Here is an 18,091-nt window from a genome sequence, read left to right as displayed (position 1 = left end):
CCATAACATGAATTCAAATGAACCAATGGGGGTACGGCTAATGAACAAGTCCATCAACATCCAAGATACGTTCTTAAACCAACTGCGGAAGGAAAATATTCCAGCAACGGTATATTTGACGAACGGGTTCCAAATTCGCGGAACGATCAAGGCTTTTGACAATTTCACAATCGTGATCGATAGCGACGGACGCCAGCAAATGGTCTATAAGCACGCCATCTCCACGTTCACGCCGCAACGCAGCGTATCGTTGATGCAGCAGGATAACAACGGCGAAGCTTAAAAAATTGCGAAACCTTTTTCACAGCCATTTCGTCTACATGTATAGGATTTGAAGCGGAGCAACCTGAATAAAGGGTTGTTCTTTTCATTCCGGGCAAAAAAGGCTTGCCGTCAGCCCTTGCCCAATAGGCGAATAGAAATCAAGCAACCGAAAGGGAGTCAGGAGGAAACATGCCAAACGATCCGTTGTCGAGGTCTAATCGCAACAACAACAGTGGCAAGTCATCCAATAAAGCGAAACCAAAGACCTCTAAAAAGAAAAAAATTACGGGTAAACGTGTTGGATGGACGCTGTTTTTTACAATGGCAATCGCCATTTTCTGTGCACTGGGCGGATATCTATTTATTATGGTCAGCGGGGAACGCCTGCTTACGGCCAACATGGACAAAACGACGATCAACGAAACGTCGAAAGTGTACGACCGTAACGGTGAATTGATGGGCGAGCTGTCGATCAAAAAACTGGAGCCGGTCGATGGAGACGAGATTCCGAAGCTTGTGAAAGAGGCGTTTGTGGCTACGGAAGACAGACGATTTTATGAGCACCAGGGCGTCGACATCTGGGCGATCGGCCGTGCGGCCGTCAAGGACGTCATGGCCCGCTCGATGGTAGAGGGCGGCAGTACGCTGACCCAGCAGCTGGCCAAAAACATGTTCTTGTCGCGCGACAAAACGTTTTTCCGCAAAGCTACGGAAGTATCCATCGCGATGGCGCTCGAGCGCAAATTTACGAAAGACGAAATCTTGACGATGTACTTGAACCGGATTTTCTTCGGCCATCAACGGTACGGAATCAAGGCAGCATCCGAGTTTTATTTCGGGGTCACCGACTTGAAAGAACTGGAGCTGTGGCAAATCGCCACGCTCGCGGCTATGCCCAAAGGGCCGTCGGCATATAACCCGCTCAGCAATCCGGAAGCGTCCAAGGAACGCCGCGCGGTAGTGTTACAGTTGATGTACGAGCAAGGATACATCAGCAAAGCGGATATGGACGAAGCCAAAGCGGTCGATTACGACTACACGCCGCCGGAGAAAGAGAGAAAATACCAGGCCTTTATCGATTACGTTTTGCGTGAAGCCGAAGAAGTGACGGGCAAAACGGAAGATGATCTGAACATCGGCGGATACAAAATTTACACGACCATGGATGTGCAGGCCCAAACGGCGATGGAGAAAGCTTTCTCCGACGACAGCCTGTTCGAAAAAAGCAAAGACGACCAAAAGGTGCAGGGGTCGATGGTGATCATGAACCATGAAAATGGAAGCCTGGTTGCCTTGCTGGGCGGACGCGACTATCAAACGAAAGGTTACAGCCGCGTTACCCAAAGCCGGAGACAGCCGGGTTCGGCATTCAAACCGATCGTATCTTATGCGCCTGCACTGGAGTCCGGGGAGTATAATGCCAATTCTCCGCTCAGCAATCAAAAGCAGTGTTTTGGCAACTACTGCCCGGGAAACCTGCATGGCTATTCGTCAACGATCAGCATGACCGATGCCATTACGAAATCGGAAAATATTCCGGCGGTATGGCTTTTGGACAAAATCGGCGTCAATACCGGCGTGCAGTTTGCCAAGAAGCTGGGCATTCAGCTTACGGACGAAGACAAAAACCTGGCGATTGCCCTCGGGGGGCTGAGCAAAGGGACCAATACGCTTGAAATGGCTCAGGCTTACAGCGCTTTTGCCAACCTTGGCGAATATCAGGAAGCGTACTCCATCAAATCGGTGGTGGACAGTACCGGCAAAGAGATTTATAAGCACAAGTCCAAAACGACGCGGGTCATGAGTGAGCACAATGCTTACGAGTTGACCAAAATGCTGCAGAACGTCGTCAACGACGGGACAGGACGCGCTGCACGTTTGGATCGTCCGGTTGCCGGCAAAACGGGTACGACGCAGAGCGGCATTTCCGGCAACAGTTCCAACCGGGATGTGTGGTTTGTTGGTTACACGCCGGAATGGACTGCGGCGGTCTGGATGGGATATGACAATCCGGATGCGAACCATATGCTCAAAAACAGCAGTAAATTGTCCGCTGCGTTCTTTGCGAAAGTCATGAACGATGCGCTCAAAGGTGTTCCTGTCAAGGACTTTACCGTTCCGGAAGGAGAGAAAACGGCGCCGCCGGTGCAAAAACCGGAGACACCACAATTGTCCGTAACAGGACTGAGCGGGGCTTATGATCCGACAACGCAGACGGTATCGTTGTCGTGGAGCGGATCAGGAGATTCCCAAACTCAGTACCGGGTGTACCGTAAAGAGACGTCTGAGTCGGAGTTCACACGTCTCATCGACGCTGTTGGAACGACTAATGCGCAGGATTTAAGCGCCCTTCCAGGGTTGACTTACGAATACTACGTAACTGCGTATGACCCGTCTACGGGAGCAGAGACGCCACCAACCAACACCATTTCACTTTTCATCGAAGCTCAGGAATTGGAGCCGCAGGAGCCTGATCCTGGCACGGATCCGGGACTGGATCCGGGGACGGAGGAGCCGGGAATAGACAATCCGGGCGGCGAGCTTCCCGATAACGGCAATGGCAACAATGGGAATGGCAATAACGGGAATGGAAATAATGGCAATAACGGCAATAATGGCAATGGAAACAACGGCAATGGGCATGGCAACAACGGAAATAACGGAAACGGGAATAATGGGGAACCGAGCCAGGATGGACAATCCGGCAACGGCAACCCACCGCCCGATCAAGGCACGACTGAACCAGGCGGGAATGGGGATGGCTCGAGTGACGGGGCTGTCGTCATCCCGGGAGAGGTTGTTACGCCGGATGGCGGAGATAGCGGCAGTACGGTAGAGTCAGATCCGAACGTCGTCGATCCGCAAGCCGGCAACGGAGGTTAACGAAACATATTCGAAGAAATGAAAGGCCCTGCATCCCGATTGGCTTTGGGATACAGGGCCTTTTGCATTTCTGTTTCCGATCATGCGATTTTGAGTGTATACCTTAAATATGGTAAGCTGTAGCTATTGTAATACGTCGTGCAGAGCATGTTCAGGAATCGCTCCCATGCAGACGTTATTCGCTGTTCACCACATTAGAGCAGGCCAGGTGGGCCTGTTGTCGGCAAAGAGGGGTTCGTATGAAACGGAAATTCGGGGATCGCGCAAATTGGCGCCGGATTACGAACCGACAATTTACATGCCGGTTCGTGCAATCCAAAATATTTACAGGCTACATCACGTTGTACACGATACAGGATTTGAAGGAACCATTGTGGAAAACCTACGGAGGAAGCACGTTTTGCATTGCAGACAAAGGGTATTCCTGGCTGCAGTATTATCCCAAAGGCGAACATTTTGTCGTGACTGCCATGTTTGATAACCAAGAGCGCATCGTGGAATGGTATATTGATACATGCAGAAGCCAAGGAATTACCGATCAAGGCGTGCCTTGGTTCGATGACCTTTATCTGGACGTCGTTGTACTGAAGGATGGAGAGATCTTTTTGTTGGACGAGGATGAACTTGAGGAGGCGCTGGCGCGGAAACAAATCACGACCGCCGACTATGATTTGGCCAATCGAACGGCGAAGGAGCTGCTGCGTGCCATCGATGCACACATGTTTCCTTATTTCCAGTTATCGCTTAAACATCGCAAATCCTTGTTCGAGAACGGGGAGTTTCGCAAAAACGTCCAGCTTTGAATGAAACGGAACGTGTCCGGCTGCCGTCCAGCAGCATTTGCCACGGAAAGTCCTCTTGCTTTCACGATGGGCCTTCATTTCAGCAGATTAAAATGAACGTCATGCCCAAACCAAAAGCCCCTAATGAGAAATTTAGATCTCAATAGGGGTTTTGTTGTTCAAAGCATTTGTTCGATTGCAGAATTATAACGATAGCTTCGAGCATATAATGAGCCTTGAGGTGATGACTGTGGGCGAAAAAACGAGAAGAATAACTGTAAACGAATCAAGAATCAACATCGTGTTTAATTCTCAGAATCAGGGTGAACCTTATGTTGAGCAAGCGGAGGAGCCTCTTCCATCAAATAGTCATCATGAATCTGTGGCGGATATTTTCAAAGAACTCGATGAAATGATCGGATTAGATAAGGTTAGGGATCTCGTTTACGAAATATATGCGCTCATTCAAATAAACAAATTCCGTGCCGAAGAAGGGCTGAAGAGCAGCAAACAAGTGTATCACATGATTTTCAAAGGCAACCCGGGTACGGGGAAGACCACCGTTGCAAGAATCATTTCGAGAATGCTGAACCGGATGGGCGTACTTAGCAAAGGTCATCTCGTGGAGGTTGAAAGAGCCGACTTGGTGGGGGAATATATTGGTCACACAGCTCAGAAAACGAGGGACTTGGTTAAGAAGGCCATGGGGGGAGTGTTATTCATTGACGAAGCTTATAGTCTGGCTCGGGGCGGAGAAAAGGACTTCGGGAAAGAGGCCATCGATTGTTTAGTGAAAGTGATGGAGGATCGTGCTGACGATGTCATTATCATACTTGCCGGATATCCCGATGAAATGGATGAGTTTATGCAAATAAATACAGGGCTGCCATCCAGGTTTCCTATTCAAATCAATTTTGAAGATTACTCCGTGGATGAACTGATGCTGATTGCGCTGAAAATGGCTTCTGAGAAAGAATACAATCTCAACTCAGATGCCATGGACCGATTGAAGGAGTTGATTTACCTGGAAAAGGAAAGCAGGTTAGACTTTAGCAATGCTCGGTACGTGCGGAACGTCATTGAAAAGGCAATACGAACCCAGGCTGTTCGACTAATGAGTTTGGGAGGCAAACCATCCAAACAAAAGCTTACCGAGATTACATTCCGTGATGTTCCTGCAGCGAAAACCAAGCTTACAGACATTACGGAAGGGATACATTTCAATTAGTCGGTGTACTTTTTCGATAGAGGAGGTGATCGTTCGTTTTCTTTCTTGCTTAGGGTGGGGAGTAAGGACTGGCGGCGGAGTACATAATTTCAACGCATAGGCCATCATGATTAAGAAGGCGGAAGGATTTATCATGTTCCAGGGAGAATGGTTAGGATAGCAAGCATTGCCGGGCGATGTTTTATAAATTTCCCATCCGATGTTAAACTAAATAAGGGAACATCGACATGGGAACAATGAAACCGTACTCCAAGGCAATGGGATTGAACGTTCCATCCGCTATTCGATGGTCCGTTTGCCTGGACCTCGCCTTCAGTTCAATCTCGGCAAATCTGGAACGGAAACCGACTGGACGGAGGATTTGAAGTTTGGGTGAAAGTAAGCGATAATGAATATCTTTGGATAAGCCGGCCGGGCCCATCCGGTCCGGCTTGGCATGCATGGCAAGACGTTGGAGGTTGACGATCGTACCATGCAGAAGGAGGGAATGATACGATGGCAAATGTCACACATGATACCAATCAAGTACAAAAAGATCGTGCCATATTGGTCAGCCTGATTACGGATGAGGTCAAACGATCGGGTATTAATCCGGAATATTCGCTCGAAGAGCTGGTCAAGCTTGCCGAAACAGCAGGCGTTGAGGTTTTGAGCGTCCTGACCCAGAACCGGGAAACGCGGGATACGAAATGGTTCATCGGTAAAGGCAAGGTGGATGAGCTGCGTGCAGTGGCGGAAGAACTTGGCGCAACGACGGCGATTTTCGATCAGGAGTTGTCCGGGGCTCAGGTTCGTAACTTGGAAGAAGCGCTCGACCTAAAAATTATCGACCGTACCCAGTTGATTCTGGACATTTTCGCGCAACGCGCCAATACGAGGGAAGGGATCATCCAGGTAGAGCTGGCCCAATTGAGCTATTTGTTGCCACGGTTGTCCGGACACGGCAAAAACTTGTCCAGACTGGGAGGCGGGATTGGTACCCGCGGACCGGGGGAGAGCAAGCTTGAGACGGATCGCCGCCACATTCGCGGAAGGATCGATGATCTGAAGCGGCATTTGGAGGAAGTAACGCGACATCGCAAACTTCATCGCGAGCGCCGCAAAAAAACGGGGATAGTTCAAGTGGCACTCGTCGGATACACGAATGCAGGCAAATCGACACTGTTGAAACAGCTTACAGAAGCCGATGTATATATTGAGAACCAGTTGTTCGCTACGCTGGATCCTACATCCCGTACGATGGAATTGCCCAGCGGCAAAGAAATCGTGCTTACCGATACGGTTGGTTTCATTCAGAACCTGCCCCATGATCTGATTGCTGCATTCCGCGCTACACTGGAGGAAGTGAATGAAGCAGACCTGATTTTGCACGTCGTGGATGCATCTTCCGAAATGCGCGAGGATCAGATGAGAACGGTAAATGCCATTTTGCAGGAGCTGGGTTCCGGCGACAAGCCGCAGCTGGTCCTGTTTAATAAAAAGGATGCATGTACTCCTGAACAGCTTGAAATGCTGCCGCAGGACAAGGAACATATGAAGATCAGTGCATACGATGAAGTTGACCAGCTCAAAATCCGGGAGCGCATTCAGGCCGAGCTGACAGGCGATACCAAACGTTTCCGCATTCCGGCGGATCGCGGTGATCTGACTTCGGTATTATATAAGATCGGAGACGTGGTGGACACGTCGTTCGAAGAGAATGATGTGATCTATCAAGTGGAGCTGCAAAAGGGCGAATATGAAAAATACGGCTATTTACTCGAAGATTTCATCGTTTCGTAACATTGGCGATACATTTGTATGGTAAGTTGACATAACAATATATATTTGACGTTAGATTCATGCAATAAAGGAGAATAAAGCAGGATGTCCAGTTTTGATACAGCAATCATTGAGCTTCAACAACAGGTTGAACGCCAGATCGAGCAACAAATGAAAGAGATTGATCGCTTGGTCGATCAAAATCAATGGAAAGTCATCGATGCATTTCAACGGAGAAAAGTGAGCGACTTTCATTTTGCGGGATCGACAGGTTATGCCTACAACGATCGCGGACGGGAAGTGCTTGACGAGGTATATGCAGATGTTTTCGGAGCGGAAGCGGCGCTTGTCCGCCCTCATTTCGCTTCGGGAACGCATACGATTGCAACGGCCTTGTTCGGCGTTCTGCGCCCGGGGGACGAATTGTTATATATAACGGGGAAACCCTATGACACTTTGCATAAAGTCATCGGCAAGCCTGGTGATGGCACGGGTTCCCTGATGGATTTCGGCATCGATTACAAGGAAACGGCACTGCTTCCCGATGGCGGGATCGATTGGGAAGCAGTGCGAAATAGCGTGACGTCAAAAACCAAAGTGATCGGTATCCAGCGTTCGCGCGGGTATGATTGGCGCTCGTCTTTTTGTATCGACGAAATTGCGGACATGGTCACACGCGTGAAGGCGATCAAGGAAGATGTCATCGTGTTCGTGGACAATTGTTACGGGGAGTTTACCGAGCCATTGGAACCTACCCAAGTGGGCGTAGACCTGATGGCCGGATCGCTGATCAAAAACCCTGGCGGCGGTCTTGCGGAAACCGGTGGATACATATGCGGAAAGGAAAAATATGTACAGCTTGCAGCCTATCGTCTGACGGCCCCCGGTATCGGCGGCGAGGTTGGTGCAATGCTTGGCACGACACGGGGAATCTATCAGGGACTTTACATGGCTCCAACGATCGTTGGACAAGCCGTTAAAGGAAGCGTTTTTGCGGCAGCGATGTTTGCGGCTTCCGGATTTGTCACCAAACCTGCATGGAATGATAAACGAACTGACCTGATCCAGGCGGTCCAGTTCAGTTCCGCTGAGCATTTGATTGCCTTCGTTCAAGGGATTCAGCGGGCAGCGGCGGTGGATAGCCATGTCGTTCCCGAGCCTTGGGACATGCCGGGATACGAACATCCTGTTATTATGGCGGCAGGTACGTTCATTCAGGGCGGAAGTCTTGAGCTGTCTGCGGATGCACCGATCCGAGAGCCTTATATCGGGTACATGCAAGGGGGATTAACGTACTCGCATGTCAAATATGGCGTTTTGATGGCATTACAAGCCATGAAAGATCGTAAATTATTGTGAGTTTATCTAACACGTTATTGACACTTTGTAACAAGTAAATGTACAATAAGGTGAAGAATAGATGACTGGAAGGTTGATGAGTGATGGGCGACGAAATTCGCAGAAATATGGCCTTATTCCCGATTGGCATCGTTATGAAGCTGACGGACCTGTCCGCACGGCAGATTCGTTATTATGAGCAGCATAATCTGATCGTTCCGGCAAGAACGTCAGGCAATCAGCGTTTGTTTTCGTTTAATGACGTTGAACGTTTGCTCGAAATCAAGGCTTTGATCGAAAAAGGAGTAAACATCGCGGGCATCAAACAGGTAATGAACCCTGTGTCCAAGGAATCCGAGGAAGCAACCGTCATTACGGCCGATACGGAAGTGAAACGCAGGGAACTATCGGATACGCAGCTTCATCGTTTGTTGAAACAACAGCTGGTTTCCGGAAAAAGACCGGGACAAGTATCGCTTATTCAAGGAGAGCTTTCCCGATTTTTCAACAAAAAATAATGTTGCGTAATCTCGCGTGTCATAGGAAATGTTCCTGTCATAGGTTGAGCCTTTTCTTGACCCATGCGGGTTTCTAATGTACAAATATAACATGCAAGCTAAATAAGCAGAGAAGAAAGGGAGAGAGTATCGTGAGTTATACTAAAGAAGACATTCTCCGCATCGCAAAAGAAGAAAATGTACGGTTTGTTCGTTTGCAGTTTACAGACTTGCTCGGTGCAATCAAAAACGTTGAAATTCCGGTAAGCCAGCTGACAAAGGCTTTGGACAACAAAATGATGTTCGATGGTTCTTCCATTGAAGGATATGTGCGCATCGAGGAATCCGATATGTACCTCTATCCGGATCTCGATACTTGGCTCATTTTCCCATGGGTGGCCGACAACCGCGTTGCTCGCATGATTTGCGACGTATACTTGCCGGACGGAACGCCGTTCCCTGGAGATCCGCGCGGCATTCTGAAACGCAGCCTGAAGGATGCGGAAGAAATGGGCTTTACAGCGATGAATGTCGGGCCTGAGCCAGAGTTTTTCTTGTTCAAGACCGATGAAAAAGGTAACCCAACCAACGAATTGAACGACCAAGGCGGTTATTTCGATCTGGCTCCAACGGATCTTGGCGAAAACTGCCGTCGTGACATCGTTATTACGCTCGAAGAAATGGGCTTTGAAATTGAAGCTTCCCATCACGAGGTAGCTCCAGGTCAGCACGAGATCGACTTCAAATACGCGGATGCGTTGAAAGCGGCTGACCAAATCCAAACGTTCAAACTGGTCGTTAAAACGATTGCTCGCCAGCACGGATTGCATGCTACATTCATGCCAAAACCGTTGTTCGGCATGAACGGTTCCGGTATGCACTGTAACCAATCCCTGTTCAAAGGCAATGAGAACGCGTTCGTGGACGAGTCCGATGAGCTTGGCCTTAGCAAAACCGCTCGCCATTACATGGCAGGAATGCTGAAGCATGCTCGTGCATACGCGGCGATCACGAATCCTAGCGTAAACTCCTACAAACGTCTTGTACCTGGTTACGAAGCACCTTGTTACGTAGCATGGTCTGCAAGTAACCGCAGTCCAATGATTCGTATTCCGGCTTCCCGCGGTCTCAGCACACGCGTCGAAGTGCGCAACCCGGATCCGGCTGCGAACCCATACTTGGCACTGGCTGTGATGTTGAAAGCAGGCTTGGACGGCATCAAACGCGAGCTTCCTTTGCCGGCTCCAATCGACCGCAACATCTATATCATGTCCGAAGAAGAGCGTGTGGAAGAAGGCATCCCAAGCTTGCCGGCTGACCTGAAAGAAGCTCTTAATGAGCTGATCCGCAGCGAAGTCATCTGCGACGCGCTCGGCGACCACGCTTTGGCTCACTTCTATGAGTTGAAAGAAATCGAGTGGGATATGTACCGCACGCAAGTTCACCAATGGGAACGCGATCAATATATCACGCTGTACTAATTGGGTTAAAACCTTGTAATCACGGGGTTTAATGAGATTTCATATGGGGACGTTTAGTGAGGAGATTACGCTTCTATTGAGGTGTATCCCCCAAACGTCCCCATGTTTTTTTGTTTGTCTGAACCAAGAGTATTTGAGGTATATAGCTCGTATTTGTTGATGATCGGTTTATCAGTTACAGGAGCAACTCGAAGAATATCCAGTAGATATATCAAAACTCTCTAGCTGCGTGAAGAAAATTAGTTATATCCTCAGAGGCAGTGAAATCAACTGACTTCTTTCTTCGCATCTCTTTAATAATAGAACCTTTACATGGGTTCCGCTCCAACTTTCCTTGAATTACGGCCTGTTCTATTTCAGCATAACTTGATGATTTCAACGGTCCTGTTAAACCTTTCTCCTGCGCCTTCAATGTGTAACACAATTCCAAAGCTACTGGACGGCAAATTGAGGCAGTGAAGATTCGCCTTGCGCTCCATGAGTGGTAGCTTACCGAAGATCGCATACGTGGCAGGCCATTCAAAATGATAATAACCTTTACATTAAAAGAACCCCAAAGGGGCTCTTTTATAGTCATCCTATATTTTTAAGTTAGACCAAGAACCTAATTTGGTTTTAGCTCCTGCTGTTTTTGTCCAATGAGTCTTTGGCGGTATACTAACTTCTACAGTTTTGTGTTGATGTTCAATTTCTACCCACAGCTCTTTGTTATTGACCCATGCTTTAAATTGATATCTGGTAATCCCGTCTGCTTCAGGCCATGTGGCAGTAACTGAATTATTTCCTTTTCTTAGAAAATATTCTCCTCCAGTTCTTATTCCGATTATTTTAGGTAACAACTCAATTTCACACTCATAAATTTTGTAATCTACAGAGACAATATCGACACTTGCCGTCCCAGAATAAATAAATTCCCCCTTCCCATCTGAACAAGGTTGTACTTCGTCATTTTGAACTATTAACTCAGTAAACCATATTTCATCACTAACCCCGGGATCACGGTTTGCTTCTTTCTGCATTTTAACAACAGGACCGGTACCGTGGTCAGTATTCAGGAAATAACCAGCTCGCGATTTTATTAAAATTGGTTCTCCCGGTTGAATCGAACCAGCGCCATCTAGCCGCTCAATGAACCATATTTCATCACTAACCCCGGGATCACGGTTTGCTTCTTTCTGCATTTTAACAACAGGACCGATACCGTGGTCAGTATTCAGGAAATAACCAGCTCGCGATTTTATTAAAATTGGTTCTCCCGGTTGAATCGAACCAGCGCCATCTAACCGCTCAATGAACCATATTTCATCACTAACCCCGGGATTGCGGTTTGCCTCTTTCTGCATTTTAACAACAGGACCAGTACCATTGTCAGTATTCAAGAAATAACCAGCTCTTGTTTTAAATAAGAGTCCATCAGTATGTTGAATAGCGACCATTGTTATCCTCCATTATAAAAGTATTTAAACTTATTTTTACAAAAATCAAGGAATTTATTCAGAGAGGGACTCGTTTTGGGGTGCTCAATAATTACAACAAACAAGGTGTTAAAATGGTTTTGTGTAAATAGTGGGATTCGATATACTGATTGTAATATTGGTGATATCTTTATATGTTAGGTGGCCTAAGAGTATATGAATAATACATATCGTAAATCGGAAACAGACTTTTTTGTCTTTGCTTTATGCCAGACTCGTGTATCTGTCTGGCTTTTTCACAGGACCTAGAAGAAATTATGGACTATGGTGTAATTTAGAAGCATCCGATCATGTATCTGTGAGGATCGCGGGTAATAGATATTTTAAAGATAAGTTTGAATTTAGGGGAACAGAGGTGGATAAATGTTGATCCAAAAAGTATTATCGATTCGTAGTGAGGTAAAAGGGATGTTGAGGCAAAGGCAGTTGGTAGGATACTTGGTTGTTGCATCAGGTGATATACACAAGCAGCTTGGTTTCCAGGTATCGTAATGCCTTCTTGTTGTTATGCTATGTGAGAAATGATGAAGACAGGGGCTGTTGTTTTACACCACACTCACTTACAGTAGGTTATTTCATTTAAACAAAGGCCCCGCTAAGTTTATTTTAAACTGTATTCTATAAGATAGACACTTTGAAAAGTCCTTTACAAAGGGTACGTAATCGAATAATTACTTAATTACTTGTTATTTCCTTCGTATCATATTAGAATGTCAGGGTAGGTACCCAAGGTGATTCCCGAGAAGGATTATCTTAATGAGCAATAATAAACGTACAAAGCGGAGTTTTATGGAATGGGTATGGATACTGCTAGTCACTGTGTTATCGTTTAAAGTGTTATCGAAAATTTTAGATCTATTTAAATAATTTTCTCTACCTACAAATAATATGGGATTCTAGTTGGGGCGCTGATTTTTGAATCAGCGTTCCACAGGTGCAAAATATAGTGAATTTTTGATTTGATTTATATCGCTTCTGTTGGGTATACAAAATAAAAGTATTACTTAAAATAAGCAATGAGATGATAAAAAGTCTCATTGCTCATTTTTTTAACTGTCCCCCAGTTTATCCCCAAAAACTCCCCTAAGTCATGAAAAGCTATGATTTGCTGTAAACACGCGATCAATATATCACGCTGTACTAGAATCCCTAATCACTTGCGCCATATGGCGTGAGGGGTTTTTCAAGTTATTATTGTATAGCTGTCATTGAATCATCTTCTGCTATGTGGTTCGCTGGTAGAGGTTTTTTTCGCAAAGTTCGATCATACAGATATGGTTTTCCATGATATTCCCATGCATTCTTTTGTTTCTCTTTTTTATGTACAGAAACTTTTATCTCTAAATTGGCAACATTCCTTTGGAAGTCAGAAGCGGTTCGTTTGCACCATCGTAATCCGCTTTCTTCCGTTGCACTAAAATGGACGCGCAGTGGAAATCCATTCACTGTCAATTCGAATTTATATAGATTCATGTTTTATCTCCTTTCTTTGAAGCCGGTATAACTTGTGCTCATTACATGAACTTTGACTAGATGATAACATAGGAACATGTGTTCTGAGAATATAATTAAGAAAAATTTTATTCTGCAATCTTCTTTATTATCATGAATCGTGGAAAATCACGAATAACCTCTTATCGAATGAGAAGAAGATGGAAGTTTCCGGAATGGAGTCGGAGGAGGAGGGGGGGGATTCACAATATCTAAGACATAAAAAAAGAGGTTGACCCATTAAACGGGCCAGCCTCTTGTTGTAGTCATTCATGATGTGAAATGTTGCGCAAAATTAGTGAATATCACGGAAAAGACCGATGACCTTGCCCAAAATGCTGACATGTTTGAGACGCAATGGCTCGAAAGTGGCATTTTCCGGTTGCAGACGAATATGATCCTTTTCTTTATAAAACGTCTTTACCGTCGCTTCGTCTTCTTCCGTCATGGCGACGACGATATCGCCGTTATCCGCCGTTTGCTGCTGGCGAACGATGACATAGTCTCCATTGACGATGCCTGCATCGATCATGCTGTCTCCGACAACGGATAACATAAAGACTTTCTGTTCGCCGACATAGTGTGTTGGAAGCGGGAAGTAGTCTTCAATGTTCTCGGTTGCCGTAATCGGTACCCCTGCCGTTACTTTACCGACAACGGGAACACGAGCGACGCTATGGGCAAACTGATGTGAATGCTCGGACTCTTCTTGGCTGAGCAGTTCAATCGCCCGAGGTTTCGTTGGGTCGCGTCTGATTAGTCCTTTTTTCTCCAATCGATCCAAATGACCGTGGACGGTTGAACTGGATGCCAACCCGACGGCTTCACCAATCTCTCGTACGGAAGGAGGATACCCCTTCAACCGGACTTCATTGCGTATAAACTCCAGAATAGCCTGTTGCCTGCTGGATATCTTCGACATACCGTATCAACCCCATTTAGTAACGTTTGGGAAAATTATAACATAGAACTACCGTTCGTACAAACATAAGTTCTAAAAAAAAGCGATAAAATCAACGTTTTCGTGGAGGGTTGGTTTGAATCGTCGTCGATGCATCGAATTTTGGACGTATCCCGCTGTAACGCCATGCTCAAAAAAAGAGCGAACAATTGTTCTAAAAAACTATTGTATGAAACATGTGTTCGTGCTATATTGATTTCAACGAACCGGAACAAATGTTTGGAGGGCGAAGGAACCATGAGATATTCCACTTATCAAAGCATTTACGAACCTGTCAATACAGAGGCTGTCAAATCCAATATGGGATTGCTAAAGAAACGGCTGATTCAGAACAAGGCAGCAGCTCTGCTATTAAAATTAACGATCGTTTCATTGATCGTCATTATTGGCTGCAGCGCAGTGCTAACAGTGTTCGCAGGTGATGAGGAAAATTTGATTCCTGGTGGTAAGGTGGCGGTGTCTCAAGGGGAAACGCTGTGGAGCATCTCGTTGGAACACAAACCGGAAAATATGGATACGCGTGTATATATAGAAGCAATTAAGGAAGCAAATCAGTTACAAACAAGTTCAATTCAAGTCGGGCAAGTGTTGGAATTACCTCGCTTTAAATAATTATATAGAAGATTTGCACCCTGGTTATGCATCAATCTTGACAAGCAGACCCGAACATGTCAAAGTTAATGTGACTTTGTATTTTTGGAGGGGACAAGTTTGGATATAGATCGCCTGGTAGGACGCATTAATGAGTTGGCTCGCAAACATAAATCCACTGGATTGACAGAAGAAGAACTTGAAGAACGCGCCAAACTCAGAGAAATTTATTTGAACAACATTCGCAACAATTTCAGACAGCAGCTGGATTCCATTGAAATTGTTGATGACGAGAACGATCAGGGCCGCCAGGGCAAACTCAAACACTAGAGAAACCTAAGCTATCCTTGTGATATCTAGGTTTCTTCTGTTTATATTTGAGTGTCCATAATATAGGGGGAAGTGTTGGCTAATCGTTGTTGTGCCGACCTGCATAAAAGAACATATAAGGGGGATTTTCATGGCTCGTTCGTTCGAGAGAACGGTTCGAAGAAATTCGAAACAATTGAATCAACAGCGCAAGAAAAATGGCCAACCTGTATCAGGAACACCGGGAGAAGACGTATTTAAAGGCCGCAGTCTTCTGTTTCCCGTATTTTTGTTGGGGCTTGCTGTGCTTTATTTGTTTATGAGCACGTTTCTTACCCAAACTTCCATGACGACCTGGGACTGGGTAACGATGCTGTTATACGTATTTTTGGCGTTCATTTTCTTTCTGCGCCGACCTTACGTTAAAGTGAGCAGCAATCGAATCGTGACGCTCAAAGGAAACCGCGAGCGCTCCATTGGCGTGGACGATATTGTCAGATTCCGTATTGAACCAGGCACAGTGGTCATTGAGCACAACAGCCGTGGAAAACGATGGGTATTTACGAAACTGATTAACCGTTACGATACCGATGCGCTTGCAGAGCGTCTTCTTAAATTTGCCAAAGCACATCAGATCACCGTGGAAACAATCGATAAAAAGTAATCCATTGCATAAAGGGGAAGATGACCGGGATGGCGTTGAAAGCGATTTTGTTCGACCTTGATGATACTTTGTTGTGGGATGAGCGCAGTGTAAGAGAAGCTTTTCATGAGACATGTCTTGTGGCAGCCCAAGAAACGGGCATAGATCCGGAAAAGCTTGAAGAAGCCGTTCGCAATGAAGCTCGTAACTTGTACGAATCTTACGAAACGTTTCCGTTTACCAAGATGATTGGAATCAATCCTTTTGAAGGTCTTTGGGCCAATTTCACAGGAGGAGAACAAGCGGAATTCCGCCAGTTGGAACAGCTCGCTCCGGTGTATCGGAAGGAGTCATGGCGACGTGGCTTGTTGAAATTGGGCGTAGACCAAGAGGAATTAGCCGAGCGTTTGGCTGAACAATTTGCGGCTGAGCGTCGAGCGAGACCCCATATCTACGAAGAAACGATGGATACGCTGCGTGAACTGCAAGGGAATTACAAATTGCTGCTTTTAACGAATGGTTGTCCTGCTTTGCAGCAAGAAAAATTGGACGGCGTGCCCGAATTGGCTCCATTTTTTGATCATATTATTATCTCGGGTTCTTTCGGAAAGGGAAAACCGGATCCGTCCATCTTTGAACATGCTTTAGCCCAACTCGGCGTCAAACCTGAAGAGAGCATGATGGTAGGGGATAAGCTTACTACGGATATTCGGGGAGCATTATCTTCGGGTATTCGAGCTGTATGGATTAACCGGGAAAATAAAGAGAATCCAGAGTCGTATGCACCTGATCATGAAATTAAACATTTGGCAGATTTGAAGCGTATTATTGCTGAATTTTAAGTTCTTATGCATTAACATATCGTACAGAAGGAATGTTGGTACTTTATTTGGGGGCAGCTGTTTTGCCATCCATTTGAAGCAGCCAACATTTTTTTTATAAAAAAGATGTTGAAATGTTGGAACGGTTGATTTAGAATATAACTAACATACTAGTATGACTAGTATGCGCTTGTACAAAGCGATTCATCTTGTAACTAAACGATGCAACGACGTTAAGCATCCCGCTAACAAAAACGGTGAAAGGAATGATCGTACACCATGTTTAGCGTGAAGGGAGCAAGAGTGTAATCGCTATTCATTTCGTATTCATTGTAAGCGCTTTATAGTTATTGTGAAACCACTGGAATTTGGGAAGCGACGGTTTGTACTTTTAAGCTTCCATTTCGATGTTGGCGGTTTAGAGAAATCAATTATACCAGTTTACACAAAAATGATACCGTTTACATGGTTTGATGGATCTATTTTGTTATGGGGGTGAACATTCAGTATACATCAAGAAGCGTCAGGTCACAGGAAAAGTGTGGGTTTACAGCGATTGGACCCATGCCTTAATTCATGTTTATGGATCGGAGTGAGGACACATGAAGACGGAAACTGCTAAAACGACATTAACGATGACCTCTTTGCGTAAAGAAAGCAGATTACAGACAGCTGCAGCGCTGTTCCGTAAAGATTGGCAGCTGTACTCATTGTTAATTCTTCCAATCATTTATTTGCTGATTTTTAAATATGGTCCGATGCTTGGAAACATCATTGCTTTTAGACGATTTGTTCCCGGGGGAAGTATTTTCGGGGAAACGTGGGTTGGATTCAGATATTTCCAAATGTTTATTCAAGACCCGACCTTCTGGAAAGTGTTTGGAAATACACTGATGCTTGGCGGTTTGGCGCTGCTCTTCACCTTTCCGGTACCGATCATCTTTGCATTGCTGCTGAACGAGGTGAAAAGCAAACGATTCAAAAAATTCGTGCAAACGGCTTCATATCTTCCGCACTTTCTGTCCATCGTCATCGTTGCCGGTATGATCCTGCAGCTGACAGCCGTAAATGGCTCCATTAACAGCTTGGTATCCTTCTTCACTGGAGACACCATTCCCTTCATGCAGCGGGCTGAATGGTTCAGAACCGTCTATATTACCTCCGAAGTTTGGCAGGGAATGGGCTGGGGGGCGATTTTGTATCTGGCAGCATTGACAACCATCGACGACTCCTTGTATGAAGCTGCCCGAATCGATGGCGCGAATCGTTGGAAACAAACGCTGCATGTGACCATTCCTGGCATTTTGCCCACAATTGTTACACTGCTGATTCTGAATCTGGGCAACTTCCTGGCGGTTGGGTTCGAGAAAATATTGCTCCTGTACAATCCGCTGACTTATGAAACATCTGACGTGATCTCCACCTATCTGTACCGGGTCGGCCTGCAATCCAGCAACTTTAGTTATGCGACAGCCATCGGATTGTTCGAATCGATTATCGGGCTCATTCTCGTATTTTCGGTGAACGCGATCTCGCGCAGATTGACGCAAAGAAGCTTGTGGTAAA

The 18,091-nt window shown here is 45.9% G+C and carries 16 protein-coding genes; 13 read left to right on the top strand and 3 right to left on the bottom strand.

Annotation, left to right across the window (positions count from 1 at the left end; all coding sequences use genetic code 11):
- The first annotated feature begins 40 nt into the window (after positions 1–40).
- The 8 genes from hfq (at position 41) to glnA (ending at position 10,234) form a co-directional block, all read left to right on the top strand.
- Positions 41–283: an RNA chaperone Hfq gene (hfq, locus tag MKY59_RS18300; protein WP_056689929.1), complete on the top strand. Its 243-nt coding sequence runs from the start codon at positions 41–43 to the stop codon at positions 281–283.
- A 170-nt stretch (positions 284–453) separates the two neighbouring features.
- Positions 454–3,147 (top strand): PBP1A family penicillin-binding protein, encoded by a 2,694-nt coding sequence (locus MKY59_RS18295; protein WP_339272939.1) that lies wholly within the window; start codon positions 454–456, stop codon positions 3,145–3,147.
- Between the two features lie 239 nt (positions 3,148–3,386).
- Positions 3,387–3,950, top strand: coding sequence for a DUF402 domain-containing protein (locus MKY59_RS18290; RefSeq protein ID WP_236412153.1), 564 nt, complete (start codon positions 3,387–3,389; stop codon positions 3,948–3,950).
- A gap of 229 nt (positions 3,951–4,179) precedes the next feature.
- Positions 4,180–5,157 carry an AAA family ATPase gene (locus MKY59_RS18285; RefSeq protein WP_236412912.1) on the top strand — a complete coding sequence of 326 codons (978 nt, stop codon included), beginning with the start codon at positions 4,180–4,182 and terminating at the stop codon, positions 5,155–5,157.
- 495 nt (positions 5,158–5,652) lie between these two features.
- Positions 5,653–6,939 carry a GTPase HflX gene (gene hflX, locus MKY59_RS18280; protein ID WP_236412154.1) on the top strand — a complete coding sequence of 429 codons (1,287 nt, stop codon included), beginning with the start codon at positions 5,653–5,655 and terminating at the stop codon, positions 6,937–6,939.
- Between the two features lie 84 nt (positions 6,940–7,023).
- On the top strand, positions 7,024–8,277 hold the full coding sequence (locus MKY59_RS18275; protein ID WP_339272935.1) for a methionine gamma-lyase family protein: 1,254 nt from the start codon (positions 7,024–7,026) through the stop codon (positions 8,275–8,277).
- Between the two features lie 83 nt (positions 8,278–8,360).
- The gene (locus MKY59_RS18270; protein WP_236412159.1) at positions 8,361–8,774 is read left to right on the top strand and encodes a MerR family transcriptional regulator; all 414 of its coding nucleotides are present in this window, start codon (positions 8,361–8,363) and stop codon (positions 8,772–8,774) included.
- A 131-nt stretch (positions 8,775–8,905) separates the two neighbouring features.
- Positions 8,906–10,234: a type I glutamate--ammonia ligase gene (glnA, locus tag MKY59_RS18265; RefSeq protein WP_236412161.1), complete on the top strand. Its 1,329-nt coding sequence runs from the start codon at positions 8,906–8,908 to the stop codon at positions 10,232–10,234.
- Between the two features lie 578 nt (positions 10,235–10,812).
- On the opposite strand, the gene MKY59_RS18260 is transcribed toward glnA, so the two are convergent.
- From MKY59_RS18260 to lexA, 3 genes are all read right to left on the bottom strand, one after another.
- Positions 10,813–11,670: a hypothetical protein gene (locus MKY59_RS18260; protein WP_236412163.1), complete on the bottom strand. Its 858-nt coding sequence runs from the start codon at positions 11,668–11,670 to the stop codon at positions 10,813–10,815.
- A gap of 1,230 nt (positions 11,671–12,900) precedes the next feature.
- Positions 12,901–13,182 carry a hypothetical protein gene (locus MKY59_RS18255; protein WP_339272932.1) on the bottom strand — a complete coding sequence of 94 codons (282 nt, stop codon included), beginning with the start codon at positions 13,180–13,182 and terminating at the stop codon, positions 12,901–12,903.
- Between the two features lie 313 nt (positions 13,183–13,495).
- A complete protein-coding gene (gene lexA / locus MKY59_RS18250; protein ID WP_236412171.1) occupies positions 13,496–14,122 on the bottom strand; it encodes a transcriptional repressor LexA in 627 nt (208 codons plus the stop codon).
- Positions 14,123–14,398: 276 nt separating this feature from the next.
- On the opposite strand from lexA, the gene MKY59_RS18245 reads away from it, so the two are divergent.
- The 5 genes from MKY59_RS18245 (at position 14,399) to MKY59_RS18225 (ending at position 18,090) form a co-directional block, all read left to right on the top strand.
- Entirely contained in the window at positions 14,399–14,773 is a 375-nt protein-coding gene (locus MKY59_RS18245) for a LysM peptidoglycan-binding domain-containing protein (protein ID WP_236412183.1), read from the top strand.
- A gap of 99 nt (positions 14,774–14,872) precedes the next feature.
- Positions 14,873–15,082, top strand: a complete 210-nt coding sequence (locus tag MKY59_RS18240; RefSeq protein WP_339272930.1) for a DUF896 domain-containing protein — start codon at positions 14,873–14,875, stop codon at positions 15,080–15,082.
- Positions 15,083–15,212: 130 nt separating this feature from the next.
- Entirely contained in the window at positions 15,213–15,725 is a 513-nt protein-coding gene (locus MKY59_RS18235) for a hypothetical protein (protein ID WP_236412187.1), read from the top strand.
- Positions 15,726–15,754: 29 nt separating this feature from the next.
- The gene (locus tag MKY59_RS18230; protein WP_339272928.1) at positions 15,755–16,546 is read left to right on the top strand and encodes an HAD family hydrolase; all 792 of its coding nucleotides are present in this window, start codon (positions 15,755–15,757) and stop codon (positions 16,544–16,546) included.
- 581 nt (positions 16,547–17,127) lie between these two features.
- Complete coding sequence (locus MKY59_RS18225; protein WP_236412190.1) at positions 17,128–18,090, top strand: ABC transporter permease subunit; 963 nt, start codon at positions 17,128–17,130, stop codon at positions 18,088–18,090.
- Position 18,091 lies beyond the last annotated feature (1 nt).

The sequence above is a fragment of the Paenibacillus sp. FSL W8-0426 genome, assembly GCF_037969725.1.
Taxonomy (GTDB): domain Bacteria; phylum Bacillota; class Bacilli; order Paenibacillales; family Paenibacillaceae; genus Paenibacillus; species Paenibacillus hubeiensis.
Note: the sequence above shows the minus strand (reverse complement) of the source record. Positions and strands in the feature narration are given on the sequence as shown.

Coding starts and splice junctions, on each gene's coding strand:
- hfq (WP_056689929.1), top strand. CDS start 41: ATGAACAAGTCCATCAACATCCAAGATACGTTCTTAAACCAACTGCGG.
- MKY59_RS18295 (WP_339272939.1), top strand. CDS start 454: ATGCCAAACGATCCGTTGTCGAGGTCTAATCGCAACAACAACAGTGGC.
- MKY59_RS18290 (WP_236412153.1), top strand. CDS start 3,387: ATGAAACGGAAATTCGGGGATCGCGCAAATTGGCGCCGGATTACGAAC.
- hflX (WP_236412154.1), top strand. CDS start 5,653: ATGGCAAATGTCACACATGATACCAATCAAGTACAAAAAGATCGTGCC.
- MKY59_RS18275 (WP_339272935.1), top strand. CDS start 7,024: ATGTCCAGTTTTGATACAGCAATCATTGAGCTTCAACAACAGGTTGAA.
- MKY59_RS18270 (WP_236412159.1), top strand. CDS start 8,361: ATGGGCGACGAAATTCGCAGAAATATGGCCTTATTCCCGATTGGCATC.
- MKY59_RS18260 (WP_236412163.1), bottom strand. CDS start 11,670: ATGGTCGCTATTCAACATACTGATGGACTCTTATTTAAAACAAGAGCT.
- MKY59_RS18255 (WP_339272932.1), bottom strand. CDS start 13,182: ATGAATCTATATAAATTCGAATTGACAGTGAATGGATTTCCACTGCGC.
- lexA (WP_236412171.1), bottom strand. CDS start 14,122: ATGTCGAAGATATCCAGCAGGCAACAGGCTATTCTGGAGTTTATACGC.
- MKY59_RS18245 (WP_236412183.1), top strand. CDS start 14,399: ATGAGATATTCCACTTATCAAAGCATTTACGAACCTGTCAATACAGAG.
- MKY59_RS18235 (WP_236412187.1), top strand. CDS start 15,213: ATGGCTCGTTCGTTCGAGAGAACGGTTCGAAGAAATTCGAAACAATTG.
- MKY59_RS18230 (WP_339272928.1), top strand. CDS start 15,755: ATGGCGTTGAAAGCGATTTTGTTCGACCTTGATGATACTTTGTTGTGG.
- MKY59_RS18225 (WP_236412190.1), top strand. CDS start 17,128: ATGAAGACGGAAACTGCTAAAACGACATTAACGATGACCTCTTTGCGT.